General features: G+C 73.1%; 15 protein-coding genes. 11 read left to right on the forward strand and 4 right to left on the reverse strand.

The window, feature by feature from the left end; genetic code table 11:
- Nucleotides 1-48: 48 nt before the first annotated feature.
- Both ABD347_RS09245 and ABD347_RS09250 read right to left on the reverse strand, forming a co-directional pair.
- Nucleotides 49-303: an antitoxin gene (locus ABD347_RS09245; protein WP_344358829.1), complete on the reverse strand. Its 255-nt coding sequence runs from the start codon at nucleotides 301-303 to the stop codon at nucleotides 49-51.
- Nucleotides 304-339: 36 nt separating this feature from the next.
- Nucleotides 340-606 (reverse strand): hypothetical protein, encoded by a 267-nt coding sequence (locus tag ABD347_RS09250; RefSeq protein WP_344358832.1) that lies wholly within the window; start codon nucleotides 604-606, stop codon nucleotides 340-342.
- A gap of 182 nt (nucleotides 607-788) precedes the next feature.
- Here ABD347_RS09250 and miaA point away from each other — a divergent pair, with 182 nt between their 5' ends.
- The 6 genes from miaA to hflX all read left to right on the forward strand — a co-directional run bounded on the left by miaA (nucleotide 789) and on the right by hflX (nucleotide 9,144).
- Entirely contained in the window at nucleotides 789-1,727 is a 939-nt protein-coding gene (gene miaA / locus ABD347_RS09255; RefSeq protein ID WP_344358835.1) for a tRNA (adenosine(37)-N6)-dimethylallyltransferase MiaA, read from the forward strand.
- A gap of 107 nt (nucleotides 1,728-1,834) precedes the next feature.
- Complete coding sequence (locus ABD347_RS09260; protein WP_344358942.1) at nucleotides 1,835-2,302, forward strand: hypothetical protein; 468 nt, start codon at nucleotides 1,835-1,837, stop codon at nucleotides 2,300-2,302.
- A gap of 53 nt (nucleotides 2,303-2,355) precedes the next feature.
- Complete coding sequence (gene dapF / locus ABD347_RS09265; protein WP_425575611.1) at nucleotides 2,356-3,264, forward strand: diaminopimelate epimerase; 909 nt, start codon at nucleotides 2,356-2,358, stop codon at nucleotides 3,262-3,264.
- Between the two features lie 171 nt (nucleotides 3,265-3,435).
- Nucleotides 3,436-5,640 carry a RelA/SpoT family protein gene (locus ABD347_RS09270; protein WP_344358948.1) on the forward strand — a complete coding sequence of 735 codons (2,205 nt, stop codon included), beginning with the start codon at nucleotides 3,436-3,438 and terminating at the stop codon, nucleotides 5,638-5,640.
- 309 nt (nucleotides 5,641-5,949) lie between these two features.
- Nucleotides 5,950-7,461 carry a M1 family metallopeptidase gene (locus ABD347_RS09275; RefSeq protein WP_344358838.1) on the forward strand — a complete coding sequence of 504 codons (1,512 nt, stop codon included), beginning with the start codon at nucleotides 5,950-5,952 and terminating at the stop codon, nucleotides 7,459-7,461.
- Nucleotides 7,462-7,650: 189 nt separating this feature from the next.
- A complete protein-coding gene (gene hflX, locus ABD347_RS09280; protein WP_344358841.1) occupies nucleotides 7,651-9,144 on the forward strand; it encodes a GTPase HflX in 1,494 nt (497 codons plus the stop codon).
- Nucleotides 9,145-9,440: 296 nt separating this feature from the next.
- On the opposite strand, the gene ABD347_RS09285 is transcribed toward hflX, so the two are convergent.
- Nucleotides 9,441-10,616, reverse strand: a complete 1,176-nt coding sequence (locus tag ABD347_RS09285; protein WP_344358844.1) for a trypsin-like serine peptidase — start codon at nucleotides 10,614-10,616, stop codon at nucleotides 9,441-9,443.
- A 294-nt stretch (nucleotides 10,617-10,910) separates the two neighbouring features.
- Between ABD347_RS09285 and ABD347_RS09290 the strand changes: the two genes are divergently transcribed.
- From ABD347_RS09290 to ABD347_RS09310, 5 genes are read left to right on the forward strand one after another with little or no spacing between them, the layout of a single operon-like run.
- The gene (locus tag ABD347_RS09290; protein ID WP_344358847.1) at nucleotides 10,911-12,278 is read left to right on the forward strand and encodes a diaminobutyrate--2-oxoglutarate transaminase family protein; all 1,368 of its coding nucleotides are present in this window, start codon (nucleotides 10,911-10,913) and stop codon (nucleotides 12,276-12,278) included.
- A gap of 32 nt (nucleotides 12,279-12,310) precedes the next feature.
- Nucleotides 12,311-14,224, forward strand: a complete 1,914-nt coding sequence (locus ABD347_RS09295) for an IucA/IucC family protein (protein WP_344358850.1) — start codon at nucleotides 12,311-12,313, stop codon at nucleotides 14,222-14,224.
- Nucleotides 14,225-14,265: 41 nt separating this feature from the next.
- A complete protein-coding gene (locus ABD347_RS09300; protein WP_344358853.1) occupies nucleotides 14,266-15,003 on the forward strand; it encodes a GNAT family N-acetyltransferase in 738 nt (245 codons plus the stop codon).
- Between the two features lie 60 nt (nucleotides 15,004-15,063).
- Nucleotides 15,064-17,022, forward strand: a complete 1,959-nt coding sequence (locus ABD347_RS09305) for an IucA/IucC family protein (RefSeq protein WP_344358856.1) — start codon at nucleotides 15,064-15,066, stop codon at nucleotides 17,020-17,022.
- Between the two features lie 37 nt (nucleotides 17,023-17,059).
- Nucleotides 17,060-19,039, forward strand: a complete 1,980-nt coding sequence (locus ABD347_RS09310) for an ATP-dependent DNA helicase (RefSeq protein ID WP_344358859.1) — start codon at nucleotides 17,060-17,062, stop codon at nucleotides 19,037-19,039.
- A 24-nt stretch (nucleotides 19,040-19,063) separates the two neighbouring features.
- Here ABD347_RS09310 and ABD347_RS09315 read toward each other — a convergent pair whose 3' ends face one another.
- Complete coding sequence (locus ABD347_RS09315; RefSeq protein WP_344358862.1) at nucleotides 19,064-19,474, reverse strand: VOC family protein; 411 nt, start codon at nucleotides 19,472-19,474, stop codon at nucleotides 19,064-19,066.
- Between the last annotated feature and the right edge of the window lie 28 nt (nucleotides 19,475-19,502).

The following is a 19,502-nucleotide window of genomic DNA, read 5'->3' on the forward strand; positions in this document are numbered from 1 at the left end:
TCCGCGGCCGTCCGCCGTGCCGTGCCGTCGCCGGCTGGCTGTACGAGCTCAGGAGGCAGGCGGGGCCGGCGGCGGGGGCGGCGTACCGCCCTCATCCTTCTGGGCGATCCTGCCCACGGCGTTCTTGGCCTTGCCGGTACTCGATTGGATCTTGTCGCTGTACTTGCCCTTGGTCTTCCGGTCGACCATGCCGGCGGCCTTGTCCAGCCCCTGGTCGATCTTGCTCTCGTGCTGCTGCGCGAGGCCGGAAACCTTCTCCTTGGCAGGACCGAGCTTGGCCTTCAGTGAATCCAGGAAGCCCATGGGGCACCTTCCCTCGGAGTAACCGTCCTGAGGATCCTACTTGCGGGCGCTCTCCCCGGCCTCGTTGTCCGCCGCCTCCTCGGCCGACTGCTGCTTGGGGATCTCCACCCCGCCGTCGGCGGACGCGGCCTCCGGTCCCGTCTCCGCAGTCTCCGCCGAGTCCACCGAGGCCGCCGCGTCCGACGCCTCGGCGGGCTTCTCCGCGCCCTCCGCCGACTCGTCGGCCGACGTCACGACCGCCTCCTCCTGGGGCGAGGCCTCGGCGGTCTCCTTGCGTCGGCGAAACCGTGCAAAAACGCCCATATCTACTCCATAGCGTACTCGTGTGGGCGAAATTCCGCGCCGTCCGGAGCGTCCCATTGCGTCGCCCGGTGGAGCCGGTCCGTAAACCGGCGGTCGGAACCTCGCAACAGGCAACGACGCCGATGTCGTGCCGTCACGTAACTCGTTCGGGGACCGGCCGCGACGTTTGCGAGACTGGGACGGTGAGAAGTGCAGCTCCCGCCCCGCGGGTCATCGCCGTCGTCGGCCCCACGGCGGCCGGAAAGTCCGATCTGGGCGTCCACCTCGCCCAGCAGCTGGGCGGTGAAGTCGTCAACGCCGACTCCATGCAGCTCTACCGGGGGATGGACATCGGCACCGCCAAGCTGACGCCCCAGGAGCGCGGCGGCGTCCCCCACCACCTCCTCGACATCTGGGACGTCACCGAGGCCGCAAGCGTCGCCGAGTACCAGAGACTGGCCCGCGCGGAGATCGACCGGCTGCTCGCCGCCGGCCGCACCCCCGTCCTCGTCGGCGGCTCCGGCCTGTACGTACGCGGCGCCATCGACGCCCTGGAGTTCCCCGGCACCGACCCCGCCGTCCGCGCCCGCCTGGAGGCCGAGCTGGCGGAGCACGGCTCCGGCGTCCTGCACGCCCGCCTCGCCGTGGCCGACCCGGAGGCCGCGCGCGCCATCCTGCCCGGCAACGGGCGCCGGATCGTGCGCGCCCTGGAGGTCATCGAGATCACCGGCAGGCCCTTCACCGCGAACCTCCCCGGTCACGACTCGGTGTACGACACCGTCCAGATCGGCGTCGACGTCGCACGCCCCGAACTCGACGACCGGATCACCACGCGCGTGGACCGGATGTGGGAGGCGGGTCTCGTCGACGAGGTCCGCGACCTGGAGGCACGGGGCCTGCGCGAGGGCCGCACCGCCGCCAGGGCGCTCGGCTACCAGCAGGTGCTCTCCGCGCTCGCCGGCGAGTGCACCGAGGAGGAGGCCCGCGCCGAGACCGTGCGGTCGACCAAGCGCTTCGCGCGCCGCCAGGACTCCTGGTTCCGGCGCGACCCGCGCGTCCACTGGCTGAGCGGCGCCGCCGCCGACCGCGCGGAACTTCCGCGTCAGGCGCTGGCGTTGGTCGAACGAGCGGTTACAGCCTGATCACGTGATGGCATCGGGACGCTCCGCAGGTCATCCCGGCGGCCGGGGGCGTGCCATCATCGAGCATCGATCGACCAGTGGAATCCGAGTGGGGAGGGCGCGTGGCGATGGAGGCCGGCCCTCGCGACAGAGAACACCAGGAAGCACCGGACGAGCCACAGGTGGCCAGTGACGCACCGGGCCTGAGCCCGGACGGTCCCGACCTCAACGAGGACGGGACCCCCGAGATCGCACCCGACGAGGTCGAGGTCGAACTGCGCCCGCAGCGCAAGCTGCGCATCTGGCAGCTCGCCCCCATCGTCGGGCTCGCCGTGATCGGCTCACTGATGTTCGGCTTCCCCCTCGCCTTCGGCTCCGGCGACGGCGGCGCGGTCCTCGCCATGCTCGGCCTGCTGCTGTGCGGCTGCGCCGCCGGGTGGGGCATGATGGCCGCCCGCCGCGTCGGCTACACCTGGCCCGGCCTGCCCGCCCGAGGCTCCGGCGAACGCCCCGACTGGCGCGTGATCGCCCTGTACGTCGTCGGCGTCGCCGTCCCGGTGGTCCTGGCGGTCTGGCGCGTCGCCCGCCTCCGCTGACGGCACGGCGGCCGACGGACCGACGGGGCGGGGTGCCGGACCCCACCCGTACGATTGAACCCGTGAGCACCGAACCCGTGACCAGCGCGCCCGTCGCCTTCCTCAAGGGCCACGGCACCGAGAACGACTTCGTGATCGTGCCCGACCCGGACAACGCACTCGACCTGCCCGCCGACGTCGTGGCCCGCCTCTGCGACCGCCGGGCCGGCATCGGCGGCGACGGGCTGCTCCACGTCGTCCGGTCCGCCGCCCACCCCGAGGCGCGGGACATGGCCGGCGAGGCCGACTGGTTCATGGACTACCGCAACGCCGACGGCTCGGTCGCCGAGATGTGCGGCAACGGCGTCCGGGTCTTCGCCCGCTACCTCCAGCACGCCGGGCACCTCACCGCCGGCGACGTCGCGGTCGCCACCCGCGGCGGCGTCAAGCGCGTCCACCTCGCCAAGAACGGCGACGTCACCGTCTCCATGGGCCGCGCCCGGCTCCCCGAGGACGGCGTCACCGTCACCGTCGGCGGCCGCAGCTGGCCCGCGCGCAACGTGAACATGGGCAACCCGCACGCGGTGGCCTTCGTCGAGGACCTCGACCACGCCGGTGACCTGTCCACCGAGCCGCCCTACTCGCCCGCCGCGGTCTATCCCGACGGGGTCAACATCGAGTTCGTCGCCGACCGGGGCCCCCGTCACGTGGCCATGCGCGTCCACGAGCGCGGCGCCGCCGAGACCCGCTCGTGCGGCACGGGCGCCTGCGCCGTGGCCGTCGCCGCCGCCCGCCGCGACGGCGCCGACCCGGCCGGGACGGGGACCCCGGTCACGTACACCGTGGACGTCCTCGGCGGGACCCTCGTGATCACCGAGCACCCCGACGGCGAGATCGAGATGACCGGTCCCGCCGTCATCGTCGCCGAAGGCCGCGTCGACCCCGCCTGGTTCGCCTCCGCGCCCGTCCGGACCCCCTGCTGAACCTTCGCGCAACCTTCGCTCGAATGGGTGATCCGGTTCACGCTGGGCGAGAGCGGGTCAGCACGACGTGGTGGGCTCGGTAGCATCAAGCACCGGCCCGGCGGGCACGCCTGCCCGCCCCACCGCCGGTCGACGCCGTCGGAGGTGCCCATGAGCGCAGAGGCCACCAACCTGAGTGCAGAGGCCACGAACCCCGCGCCCAGCCGTCGGCGCGGCCGCCCGAGGATCGACCTCCGGAGGCTCGGCCGCGCCGCACTGCTCGGTCCCGGCGCCCGGGACCGGCTGCCCGACGCCATCAGTCACGTCGCCGAGGCCCACCGCGCGCACCACCCGGACGCCGACCTGGCCGTGCTGCACCGGGCGTACGTGCTCGCCGAGTCCTCCCACCGGGGCCAGTTCCGCAAGAGCGGGGAGCCCTACATCACCCACCCCCTCGCCGTCACCCTGATCCTCGCCGAACTGGGCGCCGAGACCACCACCTTGACCGCCTCCCTCCTCCACGACACCGTCGAGGACACGGACGTGACCCTCGATCAGGTGCGGGAGGAGTTCGGCGAGGAGGTCTGCTACCTCGTCGACGGCGTCACCAAACTGGAGAAGGTCGACTACGGGGCCGCCGCCGAGCCGGAGACCTTCCGCAAGATGCTCGTCGCCACCGGCAACGACGTACGCGTCATGTCCATCAAGCTCGCCGACCGGCTGCACAACATGCGCACGCTCGGGGTGATGCGCCCCGAGAAACAGGCCCGTATCGCCAAGGTGACCCGCGACGTCCTCATCCCCCTCGCCGAACGGCTCGGCGTCCAGGCCCTCAAGACCGAACTGGAGGACCTGGTCTTCGCCATCCTCCACCCCGCCGAGTACGAGAAGACCCGCGCCCTCATCGCCGAGAACGCCACCGCCGGGGACGCGCTCGCCGCCATCGCCGACGACGTCAGAACGGTGCTCAGGGAAGCCCGGATCCCGGCCGAAGTGCTGGTGCGGCCACGCCACTTCGTCTCGGTGCACCGCGTGCGGCTCAAGCGCGGCGAACTGCGCGGCACCGACTTCGGACGCCTCCTCGTCCTCGTCGGCGACGACGCCGACTGCTACGGGGTGCTGGGCGAGCTGCACACCTGCTTCACCCCGGTGATCTCCGAGTTCAAGGACTTCATCGCGGCACCCAAGTTCAACCTCTACCAGTCGCTCCACACCGCCGTCGCCGCGCCCGACGGAGCCGTCGCCGAGGTCCTCATCCGTACGCACCAGATGCACAAGGTCGCCGAAGCGGGTGTCGTTGCCCTCGGCAATCCCTACGCCGCGCCCGCCGAGGGCCCCGATCCCGTGGGCGAGGACGGTGAGCACACCGACCCCACCCGGCCCGGCTGGCTCTCCCGGCTGCTCGCCTGGCAGCGGTCCACCCCCGACCCCGACACCTTCTGGACCTCGCTCCGCGCCGACCTGGCCCAGGACGGCGAGATCACCGTCTTCCGCCCGGACGGCGGCACCCTCGCGCTGCCGGCCGGCGCGACCTGCGTGGACGCCGCGTACGCCCAGTACGGCGAGGCGGCCCACACCTGCGTCGGCGCCCGCGTCAACGGCCGCCTCGCGGCGCTGGGCACGGTCCTGAGCGACGGCGACACGGTGCAGCCGCTGCTCGCTCGGGGGGACACGCCGGGGGCGGCCGACCTCGCGCGTCACGCCCCCGCCGCCGGCCGGCCCGGTCCCGCTCACGCCGGTCCGGCTCTGCACGTACCGGCTGCCGACCCCGCCTCCGGCCCCTCGCCCGACTGGCTCAAGTACGCCCGCACCCCGGCCGCCCGCATCGCCATCACCGGCTGGCTCGCCGCGCACCCGGAGGACGTGAAGGTCCCGGCGGCCGCTCCCCGCCCGCCGTCCGCCGCCCCCAGCGCCGACGCCCCCGCCCCCCGGGACGCCGCCGCGAACGCGGTCGTGGCCGACCTGCCGGGCGCCCAGGTGCGGCTGGCCCGCTGCTGCACGCCCGTGCCGCCCGACGCGGTCACCGGTTTCCCGGTACGCGGCGGGAACGTGACCGTCCACCGCGTCGGGTGCCCCGCCGTGCGGCGCATGGAGGCGGCCGGGCGCGTGCCGGTCGGCGTGCGGTGGGGGGAGGCGGCCGAGTGCCGGGTCACCCTGGTCGCCGAATCGTTCGGCCGGCCGCGGCTGCTCGCCGACCTCACGGAGGCCATCGCCACGGCGGGCGCGGCGATCGTCTCGGCCACCGTGGAACCGCCCAGCGAGCAGCGCGTCCGGCACACGTACACCCTCCAGCTCGCCGACGCCGCCGAGCTGCCGGCCCTGATGCGCGCCATGCGCGAGGTGCCCGGTGTGTACGACGTGAGCCGCGCCCAGCACCCGGCGGCCGCCCCCGGCTGACCGCCGCGGGCAGCCTCCGGCTGACCGGCCGGGCATCCGTGGCGCACCCGCCCAGGCGACCCCACGGCCCCCGCCCCGGCCCCCTGCCCGGCTCCCGCCCTGCCCGCGGCCCCTGTTCGGCCCCGCCCCGTCCTGCCCGGCCCCCTCTCGGCCCCGCCGAGCCCCGGCCCCCTGCCCGGCTCCTGCTGAGCCCCCGCCCTACACCGGCCTCCGCCTCCGCCCCCGCCCGGCTCCCGCGCCGAGTCCGTTCGGGTGCGCGGGGCGCGCGCCGTCGCGGTCCGGGCCCGGCGCGCTGGTAGCGGTTGCTCCATGTCCCTCACATCGCGTGCACCTCGCACGGCTCGCACCTCATGGCGCCTCCGGGCGGCCCTGGTGGCGGCCGCGTCGGCCGGCCTGCTCGGCGCGGCGCTGCCCTCGCCGCAGCCCCTGGGCATCGGCGACCCGCTCTTCCCCCAGCTCGGCAACCCGGGGTACGACGTCCTCGCGTACGACATCGCCTTCACCTACCCGGGCGACAACAGCAAGCCGCTCGACGCCCTCACCAAGATCGACGCTCGGGCGACCGACCGGCTGGACCGCCTCAATCTGGACTTCACCCACGGCACGGTCCGGGCGGTCGAGGTCGACGGTCGGCCCGCCGAGTTCGCGGTCAGCGGCGAGGACCTGGTCATCGAACCGTCACGGGCGGTCGCGCCCGGCGAGCGGTTCCGCGTCGCCGTCACGCACACCAGCGACCCGGCCGGTCCGAAGAACACCGGCGGCTGGGTCCGCACCGGCGACGGCCTGGCGATGGCCAACCAGGCCGACGCCGCCCACCGCGTCTTCCCCGGCAACGACCACCCCGCCGACAAGGCGTACTTCACCTTCCGGGTCACCGCGCCCAAGGACCTCACAGTGGTCGCCAACGGAGAGCTCGTGGCCCGCGCGCTCAGCGGCGACACCCGCACCTGGACCTACCGCGGCGCCCGCCCCATGGCCACCGAGCTGGCCCAGGTGTCGATCGGCCGCTCCACCGTCGTCCGCCGTACGGGCCCGCACGGCCTGCCCGTACGCGACGTCGTGCCGTCCGCCGACGCCGACCGGCTGGAACCCTGGCTGAAGAGGACGCCGGACCACCTGGAGTGGATGGAGCGCAAGGTCGGGCGCTATCCCTTCGAGACGTACGGGCTGCTCGTCGCCGACGCCGACACCGGGTTCGAGCTGGAGACGCAGACGCTCTCCCTCTTCGAACGCTCGCTGTTCACCAGGGGCACCCTCCCCGAGTGGTACGTGGAATCGATCATGGTGCACGAGCTGGCCCACCACTGGTTCGGCAACAGCGTCTCGCCGCACCGGTGGTCCGACCTGTGGCTCAACGAAGGACACGCCACCTGGTACGAGGCGCTGTACGCGGAGGAGACGGCGAAGCAGCCGCTGGAGCGGCGCATGCACCAGGCGTACCTCGACTCCGACCGCTGGCGCGCGGCGGGCGGGCCGCCCGCCGCGCCCCGGCCGCCCGCGGCGGGTCAGAAGATCAGCCTGTTCCGCCCGGTCGTCTACGACGGCAGCGCCCTGGTCCTCTACGCGCTGCGCCAGGAGATCGGGAAGGCCGCCTTCGAGCGGCTGGAGCGGCGCTGGGTGGACCAGTACGCGCACGGGACGGCGAGCACCGACGACTTCGTACGGCTCGCCTCCGAGGAGGCGGGGCGGGACCTCACCGCGTTCATGAAGGGGTGGCTGTACGGCGAGCACACGCCGAAGATGCCGGGCCACCCCGACTGGCGCAGCAAGGCGCCCGCCAAGGGGTCCACGAAGGCGCCGGCGCCCTCCGCCAAGCGCTGACAGCCTGGTGGAAACCCGGGTGACGGGCCCGGCCGCACCGTGCGACCATCAGGGGGTCGGCGGCGCGGCCGGGCCCCCGGAATGCCCGGGGCCCGCCCCGGGAATGATCCGGGGGAGTCACGCGTTGTGACTGACAGGCCGCTCGGGCCGGCGTGAGCCGGCCGAGTCATCCCACGACGTAAGGATCCAATGACCTCCTCTTCATCTTCTTCCCAGGACGCGCAGAGCTTCGCGGACACCCACCGCACCGAGAGCCTTCGGGCCGATGCCCTGATGGAAGAGGACGTCGCCTGGAGCCACGAGATCGACGGAGACCGGGACGGCGACCAGCTCGACCGCTCCGAGCGCGCGGCTCTGCGGCGTGTGGCGGGTCTCTCCACCGAGCTCGAGGACGTCACCGAGGTCGAGTACCGGCAGCTGCGCCTGGAGCGTGTGGTGCTGGTGGGCGTATGGACCTCGGGGACCGTGCAGGACGCCGAGAACTCCCTCGCGGAGCTGGCGGCGCTCGCCGAGACGGCGGGCGCGCTGGTGCTCGACGGAGTGATCCAGCGTCGCGACAAGCCCGACCCGGCCACGTACATCGGCTCGGGCAAGGCGGACGAGCTGCGTGACATCGTGCTGGAGACCGGGGCCGACACCGTCGTCTGCGACGGTGAGCTCAGCCCCGGCCAGCTGATCCACCTCGAGGACGTCGTCAAGGTCAAGGTGGTCGACCGGACCGCCCTGATCCTCGACATCTTCGCCCAGCACGCCAAGTCTCGTGAGGGCAAGGCGCAGGTCGCGCTCGCGCAGATGCAGTACATGCTGCCGCGGCTGCGGGGCTGGGGTCAGTCGCTGTCCCGGCAGATGGGCGGCGGCGGCGGTGGCGGCATGGCCACCCGTGGTCCCGGTGAGACCAAGATCGAGACGGACCGGCGACGGATCCGCGAGAAGATGGCGAAGATGCGCCGTGAGATCGCGGAGATGAAGACGGGCCGTGACATCAAGCGGCAGGAGCGCCGGCGCAACAAGGTGCCGTCGGTGGCGATCGCCGGGTACACCAACGCCGGCAAGTCGTCCCTGCTGAACCGGCTGACGGGCGCGGGCGTGCTGGTGGAGAACGCGCTGTTCGCCACCCTCGACCCGACCGTGCGCCGGGCCGAGACGCCCAGCGGCCGCCTCTACACCCTGGCGGACACCGTCGGGTTCGTACGGCACCTGCCCCACCACCTCGTCGAGGCTTTCCGCTCCACCATGGAGGAGGTCGGTGACTCCGACCTGATCCTGCACGTGGTGGATGGTTCGCACCCGGCGCCGGAGGAGCAGCTTGCCGCCGTGCGGGAGGTGATCCGCGAGGTGGGCGCGGTGGACGTGCCCGAGATCGTGGTGATCAACAAGGCGGACGCCGCCGACCCGCTCGTCCTGCAGCGGCTGCTCCGTATCGAGCGGCACTCGATCGCGGTGTCGGCGCGGACCGGCGAGGGCATGCGCGAGCTGCTCGCGCTGATCGACGCCGAGCTGCCGCGGCCGCGGATCGAGATCGAGGCGCTCCTGCCGTACACGCAGGGCGCGCTGGTCTCGCGTGCGCACGCCGAGGGCGAGGTGCTCTCCGAGGAGCACACGCCGGAGGGCACGCTGCTCAAGGCGCGCGTCCACGAGGAGCTGGCCGCGTTCCTGGCTCCGTACGTCCCCGCGGCGCACTGACGGCCGGATGGACGACCGAAGGCCCGCCCCTCCTGGGGCGGGCCTTCGCGTTCTCCCGCGGGTGGTCTTACGGGACCGCCCGCGGGAGAACGCGCCCCTACTCCACGCCGGGTGGGCCGGTGCGGGTCACCACCCGTGAGGACGTGCACGGACTCTCCACCGGGTGGGGCGCCGGTGGCCGTCCGGCCGCGTGGCGCCCCACCGACTGCGGGCGTCCGGCAGGCCCCGGCCCCGTCGGCGCGCGGCCGGGCGCCGGGCGCGGCACCGGACCGCCCGGCCACGTGCCGGCCCGTGGACTAGCGGCCCGCGAACTTCTTGCTGACCTCTTCGTACACGCCCTTCGCCTCGTCACCCAGCCGCGGACCGGCCAGCCAACCCGCCGTCACCGGGCCGATGGAGGTGTTGGACACCAGCGCGGGCCTGCCGTCCCTGCCCCGTGCGACCCAGCCGCCGCCGGAGGAGCCACCCGTCATCGTGCAGCCGATGCGGTACATCGTGGGCTGCTTGGCGTCGAGGGACAGGCGGCCCGGCTTGTCTCCGCACCGGTACATCTGCTGGCCGTCGAACGGCTGCGCCGCCGGGTAGCCGGTCGCCTCCATCTCGGCGATCTCCGGCGTGGCCGGCGCGGCGAACTCCACCGGAAGCGCCGAACCGACCGTCTCCTCCAGCGACTTGCCGTTGCCGCCCTTCTCCGGGGTCACGTGGATGACCGCGTAGTCGTACGGGGCGCCCTGACCGCCGGTCGCGGCCCCCTGGGAGATCCACTGCTCGGAGGTCTGCGCCCAGTCGGCCCACCACACGCCGTAGGGCGCGATCTCCTCGCGGGTCGCGGTCTCCAGATCGGCCCCGGTCCTGCCGCCGTCGTTGTACGAGGGGACGAAGGCGATGTTGCGGTACCAGCCGCCGTCCTTGCCGGCGTGCACGCAGTGGCCCGCGGTCCAGACGAGGTTGGACTTGCCCGGATTCGCGGGATCCTCCACCACGGTCGCGGAGCAGACCATGGAGCCCTGGGGCCCGTCGAAGAGGACCTTGCCCGCCTCGGGTGCGTCTGCGTGGTACGGCGCCTTCACGGGCTGGGCCTCGACCGGCTCGGGCGTCGGGTCCGTGACGCCCTCGTCACCTGAGATGTCCCCCTCCTCGACCGGCCTTTCCGGCTGTTCCGCGTCCCGCATGCGGTCCGGGTCCCACAGGTCCTCGATGATCGGGTTGACGTAGTCCTTGGCCTCGCGCAGCCAGGTGTCCCTGTCCCAGTTCCTCCACTCGCCGTCGCGCCACTTGTCCAAGTCGATCCCGTGCTCCTTGAGCCGGTCCTTCAGGTCGTCCGGGATCGTGATCCTGCCGTCGGACGTCTGCCCGGCGGAGGCGGTCGGCTCACCGCCCGCGTTGTCCTCGCTCGGGCCACACGCGGTGGCCGTCAGCGCCAGCGCCGCGGCGACGGAGGCTGCGGCGAGCAGCGGACGAATGGGTCGCATGTCGTGATCCCCCTGGGACTTCGTGACAGAGCACTTCTGGGCACTTCTGAATATTTCTGAACGTGACTGGACTCCGGCACCGGAGTGCGGCCCCCACTATGCCGGTGCCGTTGGGGACGGTGTACGGCAGGGCCACGGTTCCCCGGCCGTAAGGATCTTGGCGACGACCGTGATCGGGAACACATGTCGTCGTTGGTACGTACGGGGGACACAAAGTCGGCGCCCATCGCCGTCTCGTGCGGACGAGCCGGACACCGATGAGCAACGCAACCGTTACCGGGAGGATCCGAAGCCGTGGCCGTGACCGAATCAGCCCCGGTGGCACCGACGTCCGCGCAGGAGGGCATCCTGCGGCGCCAGTCGCTTCGCGAATCGGCCGCCCGCACCTATGCGCGCGCCCTGCCCATCGTCCCGGTGCGGGCACGCGGCCTGACCATCGAGGGAGCCGACGGGCGACGCTATCTGGACTGCCTCTCCGGAGCGGGGACGCTGGCCCTCGGGCACAACCACCCCGTGATCCTGGAGGCCATCAAGAAGGTCATCGACTCCGGTGCCCCGCTGCACGTCCTGGATCTGGCCACACCGGTCAAGGACGCCTTCACCACCGAGCTCTTCGCCACGCTCCCGCGCCGCCTCGCCGACGACGCACGGATCCAGTTCTGCGGGCCGGCGGGCACGGACGCGGTCGAGGCCGCGTTCAAGCTGGTGCGCAACGCGACCGGCCGCGAGGGCCTGCTCGCCTTCACGGGCGCCTACCACGGCATGACGGCCGGTGCCCTGGCCGCCTCCGGCGGCGCCACCGACGTACGGGTCACCCGCCTGCCCTATCCGCACGACTACCGCTGCCCCTTGGGGGTCGGGGGCGAACGCGGCGCCGAGATCGCCGCCCGCTGGACCGAGACTCTCCTCGACGACCCCAAGTCCGGTGTCCCCGCCCCGGCCGGGATGATCCTCGAACCCGTCCAGGGCGAGGGCGGAGTGATCCCCGCCCCCGACGGCTGGCTGCGCCGGATGCGCCGGATCACCGCCGACCGCTCCATCCCCCTCATCGCCGACGAGGTGCAGACCGGCGTCGGCCGCACCGGCGCGTTCTGGGCGGTCGACCACAGCGGAGTCGTCCCCGACGTGATGGTCATGTCCAAAGCCATCGGCGGGTCCCTCCCGCTGGCCGTCATCGTCTACCGGTCCGGCCTGGACGTCTGGCAACCCGGCGCCCACGCGGGCACGTTCCGCGGCAACCAGCTGGCCATGGCGGCCGGCGCGGCCACCCTCGCGTTCGTACGCGAGAACCGCCTCGCCGAGCGCGCGGCGGCCCTCGGCGCACGCATGCTGGGGCAGCTCCAGGGCCTGGCGACCGCCCACCCGTGCATCGGGGACGTGCGGGGCCGCGGCCTCATGATCGGGATCGAACTCGTCGCCCCCGACACCACCGCCGACGTCCCGCCCCCGGCCCCCGCCCTCGCCGCGGCCGTCCAGCGGGAGTGCCTCCGGCGCGGCCTCATCGTCGAACTCGGCGGCCGCCACAACGCCGTCGTACGCCTCCTCCCCCCACTGACGCTCACCGACGAACAGGCGGTGGCCGTCCTCGACCGCTTCGCCGACGCCCTGGCCGCCGCCGAGCGCACCCCGCCCCAGCCGAGCGACCCGGGGCCGTCCCGCTGAACCCGAACCCCCCTCACCAGAAAGTCCCCGCCGTGAACCCCACCCCCGTCCCCGCAGCGCCCGGTGCCGACGGCCCTCCCACCGCCCCCGGCAGCCCCCGCCCGGGCGAGTCGACGACAGTGCCGCGCCAGCACGCGGGAGGGTACGAAGACCTGCCGGGCACCGCCCCGGCGGCGAAGGGCACACCGGCCGGAAGCGGCGCGCACGCCGACCAGCCGGACCACCTCGACCACCCGGACGCGCACCACGCGGCGGACGCGGCGACCGTCGAGAACCTCCTGCGCTGCTGGGTGCGTGAGAACGGCCTCGCCCAGCCGGCGGGAAGGACCCTGCGCGTCCCCCTCGGCGCCAGCGGCACCGCCCTCCTCGTCCCCGTCCACTACTGGTCGCCCACCGGCTGGCACCGCTTCGGCCGGCCCACCCTCGAAGGCGCCCCGCCGGCCGCCCCGCCCGTGGACGCCGTGACCGTCGCCGCCCTCATCGGCCGCGAGTCGGGCCCTGCCGGTGACCGCCGGGAGGGCGCCGACCTGGTGGGCAGGGTCGCCGACTCCACCCGCCGCACCGCCGACTTCATCGCCCACCGGCGGCGTCACCCCGGCCCCTCCCCGGACGCCGACCTCTTCCTCACCGCCGAGCAGTCCCTGCTGCTCGGCCACCCCCTCCACCCCACGCCCAAGAGCCGCGAAGGTCTCACCGACTCCGAGGCCAGGCTCTACTCGCCCGAGGTGAACGGCTCCTTCCCGCTGCACTGGATGGCCGTCGACCGGTCGGTACTCGCCACGGACTCCGCCTGGACCGAACAGGGACGCCCCCGGAGCGCCGGCCACCTCACCGCCCGCCTCGCCGGGGACCTCCCCCTCCCCGGCGACACCGCGGCGCTGCCTCTGCACCCCTGGCAGGCCCGCGAACTGCTTCGCCGGCCCGCCGTCGCCGAACTGCTGTCCGCCGGCCTCCTCCACGACCTCGGCCCCCACGGCGCCCCGTGGCACCCCACCTCCTCCGTGCGGACCGTCCACCGCCCCGGCGCCCCGGCCATGCTCAAGCTGTCCCTCGGTGTACGCATCACCAACTCCCGCCGGGAGAACCTCCGCAAGGAACTCCACCGCGGAGTCGAGGTGCACCGGCTGCTGCGCACCGGACTCGCCGAGCACTGGCATGCCGCCCACCCGGGCTTCGACATCGTGCGCGACCCGGCGTGGCTGGCCGTCGACACCCCGTCCGGTGAGCCCGTCCCCGGACTCGACGTCGTGCTCCGCCACAACCCCTTCGGCCCCGGCGACGACGCCGTCTGCGTCGCCGGCCTCACCGCCCCGCGCCCATGGCCCGGCGGCACCCGGATGCGGTCGCGCCTGGCCGTCACCGTGTCCCGGCTCGCCGCCCGCACCGGCCGCCCCACCGGAGCCGTCGCCGCCGAGTGGTTCCTGCGCTACCTCGACCAGGTGGTCCGCCCCGTCCTGTGGCTCGACGGCACGGCCGGCGTCGCCCTGGAGGCACACCAGCAGAACACCCTGGTGATCCTCGACCCCGACGGCTGGCCCAGGGGCGGCCGGTACCGCGACAACCAGGGCTACTACTTCCGTGAATCGCACCGCGCCGCCCTGGAGAGCCGGCTCCCCGGCATCGGCACCCGCAGCGACACCTTCGTCCCCGACGACGTCACGGACGAACGGTTCGCCTACTACCTCGGCATCAACAACGTCCTCGGCCTGATCGGGGCCTTCGGCGCGCAACGACTGGCCGACGAACAACTCCTCCTCGCCGCCTTCCGGCAGTTCCTCACCACCAGCACCGGTCTGGGCTCGCCACTGCCGACCCGCCTCCTGGAGAGCCCGACCCTGCGCTGCAAGGCCAACCTGCTGACCCGGCTGCACGGACTCGACGAACTCGTCGGCCCCGTCGACACCCAGTCCGTGTACGTCACCATCGCCAACCCCCTCCGCCGCTGACGCGACCCCCTCCACCCCGACCGCCGAGAGGACAGGGCCCCGTGCCTCCCACCGACGCGAGTGCCGACACCGGTCCCAGTCCCTCCGTGCCGGCCGGTGCCGGCACGGAGGACACGCTGGAACTCCGGCTGCCCGAAGAGCTGTTCACGCCGCTCCGCCCGGACGAACCGGTCACCGGAGGGCGACGGCGGGACGGCGGTGCCGACGACGACCTCCTCGACACCGTCGCCGGCTGGTGCCCCGCCACCACGCCCCTCGGGTCCTTCCGGCTCGTCCCCGTACAGGTCGAACGGGACCGGGAACTCATCAGCCGGTGGATGAACGACCCGGCGGTCGCCGCCTTCTGGGAACTGGCCGGTCCGGCGTCGGTCACCGACGCCCACCTGCGAGCCCAACTCGACGCCGACGGACGCAGCGTGCCCTGCCTGGGCGTACTGGGCACCACCCCGGTGAGCTACTTCGAGATCTACCGCGCCGACCTCGACCCCCTGGCCCGCCACTATCCGGCCCGTCCTCACGACACCGGTGTCCACCTGCTCATCGGGGGCGTCGCCGACCGCGGCCGGGGCGTCGGCACCGCCCTGCTCCGCGCGGTCTCGGACCTCGTGCTCGACAACCGCCCGCGCTGCGGACGCGTCATCGCCGAACCCGACCTCCGTAACACCCCCTCCGTCTCCGCCTTCTTGAGTGCCGGCTTCCGTTTCTCCGCCGAACTCGACCTCCCCGACAAGCGAGCCGCCCTGATGATCCGTGACCGCACCCTGCGACACCTGCTGTGAACTCCATGCCGTTCCTCATACACCGCTCGACCCGCATCGGTTCCACCCGGAGGAGTCCCCGTGCCGAAAGCCCCTGCCACCTTCGACTCCGCGGAGCCGCCCGCCCCGCCGACCGCCTCCAGCCCGCCCGAACTGAACCCGCGGGCCTGGCGGCGGGCCTCGCGCCACCTGCTGGCGAAGATGCTCGGCGAGTTCGCCTACGAAGAGATCATCGAACCCACCCGCCCGCTGCCCACCGCGCCGGACGACCGGACCGCGCGGGAAGCCGGCCCGGTGGCCTCCCGGTCAGGCCCCCCGCACGACCGGACCGCTGCGGACGACGACCGGACCACGGGGGAAGGCAGGGCCGCGCGGGAGGGCGTGACCGCGCCGGCCGGCCGGGTGCCGACGGACCCGTACGCACTGCGGCTCGACGACGGGTCCGTGCTCACCTTCACCGCGCGCCGGACCGCCTACGGCAGCTGGCGGGTCGATCCCGACTCGATCAGCCGTGACGGACACCCCTTCACCGACCCGCTGGACTTCCTCGTACGCGCCCGTCACCTCCTCCGCCTGGACGGGGCCACCCTCGGGCACCTCCTCCGCGAGCTGACCATCACGCTCGCCGCCGACGCCCGGCTGCACCACACGGCGCTCACAGCCGCCCGCCTCGCCGACCTCGGCTACGCGGAACTGGAGGGGCACCAGACGGGCCATCCGTGGATCGTGTTCAACAAGGGCCGCATCGGATTCTCCGCGGCCGACGCGGCCCGCTGGGCGCCCGAGGCCCGCCGAGCGGCCCCGCTGCCCTGGATCGCGGTCAGCACGCGGCTCGCCGCCTACCGCGGCGTCCCCGCGCTCGACACCCCCGCGCGGCTCTACGACCGTGAGCTCGGCCCCGCCGTGCGCGACGCGTTCGCCGCCGAACTCCGCGCCCGCGGCCTCGACCCCTCGGCGTACCTCTACCTCCCCGTGCACCCCTGGCAGTGGGACGAGGTACTGCTGCCGCTGTACGCGCCAGCCATCGCCGAGGGCGCGATCGTGCCGCTCGCCGCCGACGGCGACCTCCGGCTGCCGCAGCAGTCCATCCGTACGTTCCTCAACGTCAGCCGGCCCGACCGGCTCAGTGTCAAGCTGCCGCTGTCCGTGCTCAACACCCTCGTCTGGCGGGGCCTGCCCACCGAGCGCACCCTCGCCGCCCCCGCCGTCACGTCGTGGGTCCACGCGCTGCGCGACACCGACCCCTTCCTGCGCGACGAGTGCGGCGTGATCCTCCTCGGGGAGGTCGCCTCGGTCACCGTCGAGCACCCCCTGTACGACCGCCTCCCCGAAGCGCCGTACCAGTACAAGGAGCTGCTCGGCGCGATCTGGCGCGAACCGCTGAGCCTGCCGCCCGGCGAGCGCGCCCGCACTCTCGCGTCCCTGCTGCACACCGACGCCGAAGGCCGCTCCTTCACCGCGGAGCTGGTGGCCCGGTCGGGGCTCGCCCCCACCGTGTGGCTGCGGCACCTGTTCGCCGCCCTGCTGCCCGCCCTGCTGCACTTCCTCTACCGCTACGGCACGGTCTTCTCCCCGCACGGCGAGAACACCATCGTCGTCTTCAACGGCCAGGACGTTCCCGTGCGCCTGGCGATCAAGGACTTCGTCGACGACATCAACGTCAGCGCCCGTCCGGTGCCCGAGCACGACACGATGCCGGACGACGTGCGCGCGGTGCTGCTCACCGAGGAGCCCGGCTTCCTCACCCAGTTCATCCACTCCGGGCTCTTCGTCGGCGTCTTCCGCTACCTGGCGCCCCTGTGCGAGGAGCAACTGGGCGTACCGGAGGAGGACTTCTGGTCACTCGTACGGGCTGAAATCCTCCGCCACCAGGCCCGCTTCCCGGACCTCAAGGACCGGTACGAGCTCTTCGACCTGCTCACACCGCGTATCGAGCGGCTCTGTCTGAACCGCAACCGCCTGCACCTGGACGGTTACCGCGACCGGGCGCAGCGGCCGCACGCCGCCGTTCACGGAACCGTCCCCAACCCACTCGCGTGACGCGGTTGTCAGTGCCGCGCCGTAGGGTGGACGGGCTATGACGAAGCCATCCCTCCCCGATCTCCTCCACGCCGCCGTCACCGCCGTCGGCGGCGTGGAACGGCCAGGCCAGGTCACCATGGCCGAGGCCGTCGCGCAGGCCATCGACGACGGCTCCCATCTCCTGGTCCAGGCCGGCACCGGCACCGGAAAGTCGCTGGGCTACCTGGTGCCCGCGCTGGCGCACGGGGACCGGGTCGTGGTCGCCACGGCGACGCTGGCCCTCCAGCGGCAGCTGGTCGAGCGCGACCTGCCGCGCACGGTGGACGCGCTCCATCCGCAGCTGCGGCGGCGCCCGGAGTTCGCCATGCTCAAGGGCCGCTCGAACTACCTGTGCCTGCACCGCCTCCACGAGGGCGTCCCGCAGGACGAGGAGGAGGGCCTCTTCGACCCGTTCGAGGCCGCCGCGCCGACCAGCAAGCTCGGCCAGGACCTGCTGCGCCTGCGCGACTGGTCCGACGACACGGAGACCGGGGACCGGGACGACCTGACCCCCGGCGTGTCGGACCGCGCCTGGGGCCAGGTCTCCGTCTCGTCCCGCGAGTGCCTGGGCGCGTCGAAGTGCGCGTACGGCGCGGAGTGCTTCGCCGAGGCGGCGCGGGAGCGCGCCAAGCTCGCCGACGTGGTCGTCACCAACCACGCGCTCCTCGCCATCGACGCCATCGAGGGTGCCCCGGTGCTCCCGCAGCACGAGGTCCTGATCGTCGACGAGGCGCACGAGCTGGTGTCCCGGGTCACCGGAGTCGCCACCGGCGAGCTCACGCCCGGCCAGGTCAACCGTGCCGTTCGCCGTGCGGCCAAGCTGGTCGACGAGAAGGTCGCCGACCAGCTCCAGACCGCCGCCGAGGGGTTCGAGCGGCTGATGGAGCTCGCCCTGCCCGGCCGGCTGGAGGAGATCCCGGAAGACCTGGGTTACGCGCTGATGGCGCTGCGCGACGCGGCGCGTGCGGTCGTCTCGTCCCTCGGCTCGACGCGCGACAAGTCGGTCCAGGACGAGGACGCGGTCCGCAAGCAGGCCAGGGCCTCGGTGGAGAACGTCCACGACGTCGCCGAGCGCATCACGCAGGGCTCCGAGTACGACGTCGTCTGGTACGAGCGGCACGACCGGTTCGGCGCGTCCCTGCGGGTGGCTCCGCTGTCCGTCTCCGGCCTGCTGCGCGAGAAGCTCTTCGCGGAGCGGTCGGTCGTCCTGACCTCCGCCACGCTCAAGCTGGGCGGCGACTTCAACGGTGTCGGGGCTTCGCTTGGTCTGCCTCCGGAGGGCACCGCCGGTACGGAGGACGAGGACGTGCCGGTGTGGAAGGGGCTCGACGTCGGCTCGCCCTTCGACTATCCCAAGCAGGGGATCCTCTACGTCGCCAGGCACCTGGCCACCCCGGGCAGGGAGGGCAGCCGCAGCGACATGATGGCCGAGCTGGCCGAGCTGGTCGAAGCGGCCGGCGGACGGACGCTCGGCCTCTTCTCGTCGATGCGGGCGGCCCAGGCCGCCGCCGAGGAGCTGCGGGGCAGGCTCGACAAGCCGATCCTGCTCCAGGGCGAGGACACCCTGGGCGAACTGATCAAGAACTTCGCGAACGACGCGGAGACCTGCCTCTTCGGCACGCTCTCGCTGTGGCAGGGCGTGGACGTTCCCGGGCCGAACTGCCAGCTCGTGGTGATGGACCGCATTCCGTTCCCCCGCCCCGACGATCCGCTGATGAGCGCCCGCCAGAAGGCCGTGGAGGAGGCGGGCGGGAACGGGTTCATGGCCGTCGCCGCGACGCACGCGGCGCTGCTGATGGCGCAGGGGGCGGGCCGGCTGGTGCGCGCCACGGGCGACCGTGGGGTGGTGGCCGTCCTGGATCCGCGTCTGGCCACCGCCCGGTACGGCAGCTACCTGCGCGCCTCGCTGCCCGACTTCTGGTACACCACGGACCGCAACCAGGTGCGCCGCTCCCTGGCCGCGATCGACGCCGCCGCCAAGGCCGCCGACGCCTAGGACGTCATCGAAACACGGGCCTTACTAGCCGCGCTCGGGCCAGATGAGGCCCTGGTCGGTCCAGATGACACCCTTGTTGCGACAGAGGCAGAAGGGGTGACCGATGGGGTCGGCGTAGACGCGGAAGCCGTAGCCGTCGGGGCCGACGCAGTCCCGCTGCAGGGTGGCGCCGAGGGCCAGGACGCGGCGCTGTTCGGCCTCGATGTCGTCGACTTCGAAGTCGAGGTGGAACTGCTTGGGGTGCTCGCTGTCGGGCCATTGCGGGGCGCGGTAGTCCTCCACTTGGGTGAAGGCCAGTTCGATCTCGCCGAACTGGATACCGGCCCAGTTCTCGTTACTGCCTTCCTTGACCGGGAGCCCCGTCACCTCTGAGTAGAAAGCTGCCAGCTTCATCGTGTCCGGGCAGTCGATGATGAAGTCGGTGAGTCGTAGCATCCCGCGATCTTGCCACAAGACCAAAGAG

It is taken from the genome of Streptomyces gobitricini, from assembly GCF_039532985.1.
In the GTDB taxonomy this organism is placed as follows: domain Bacteria; phylum Actinomycetota; class Actinomycetes; order Streptomycetales; family Streptomycetaceae; genus Streptomyces; species Streptomyces gobitricini.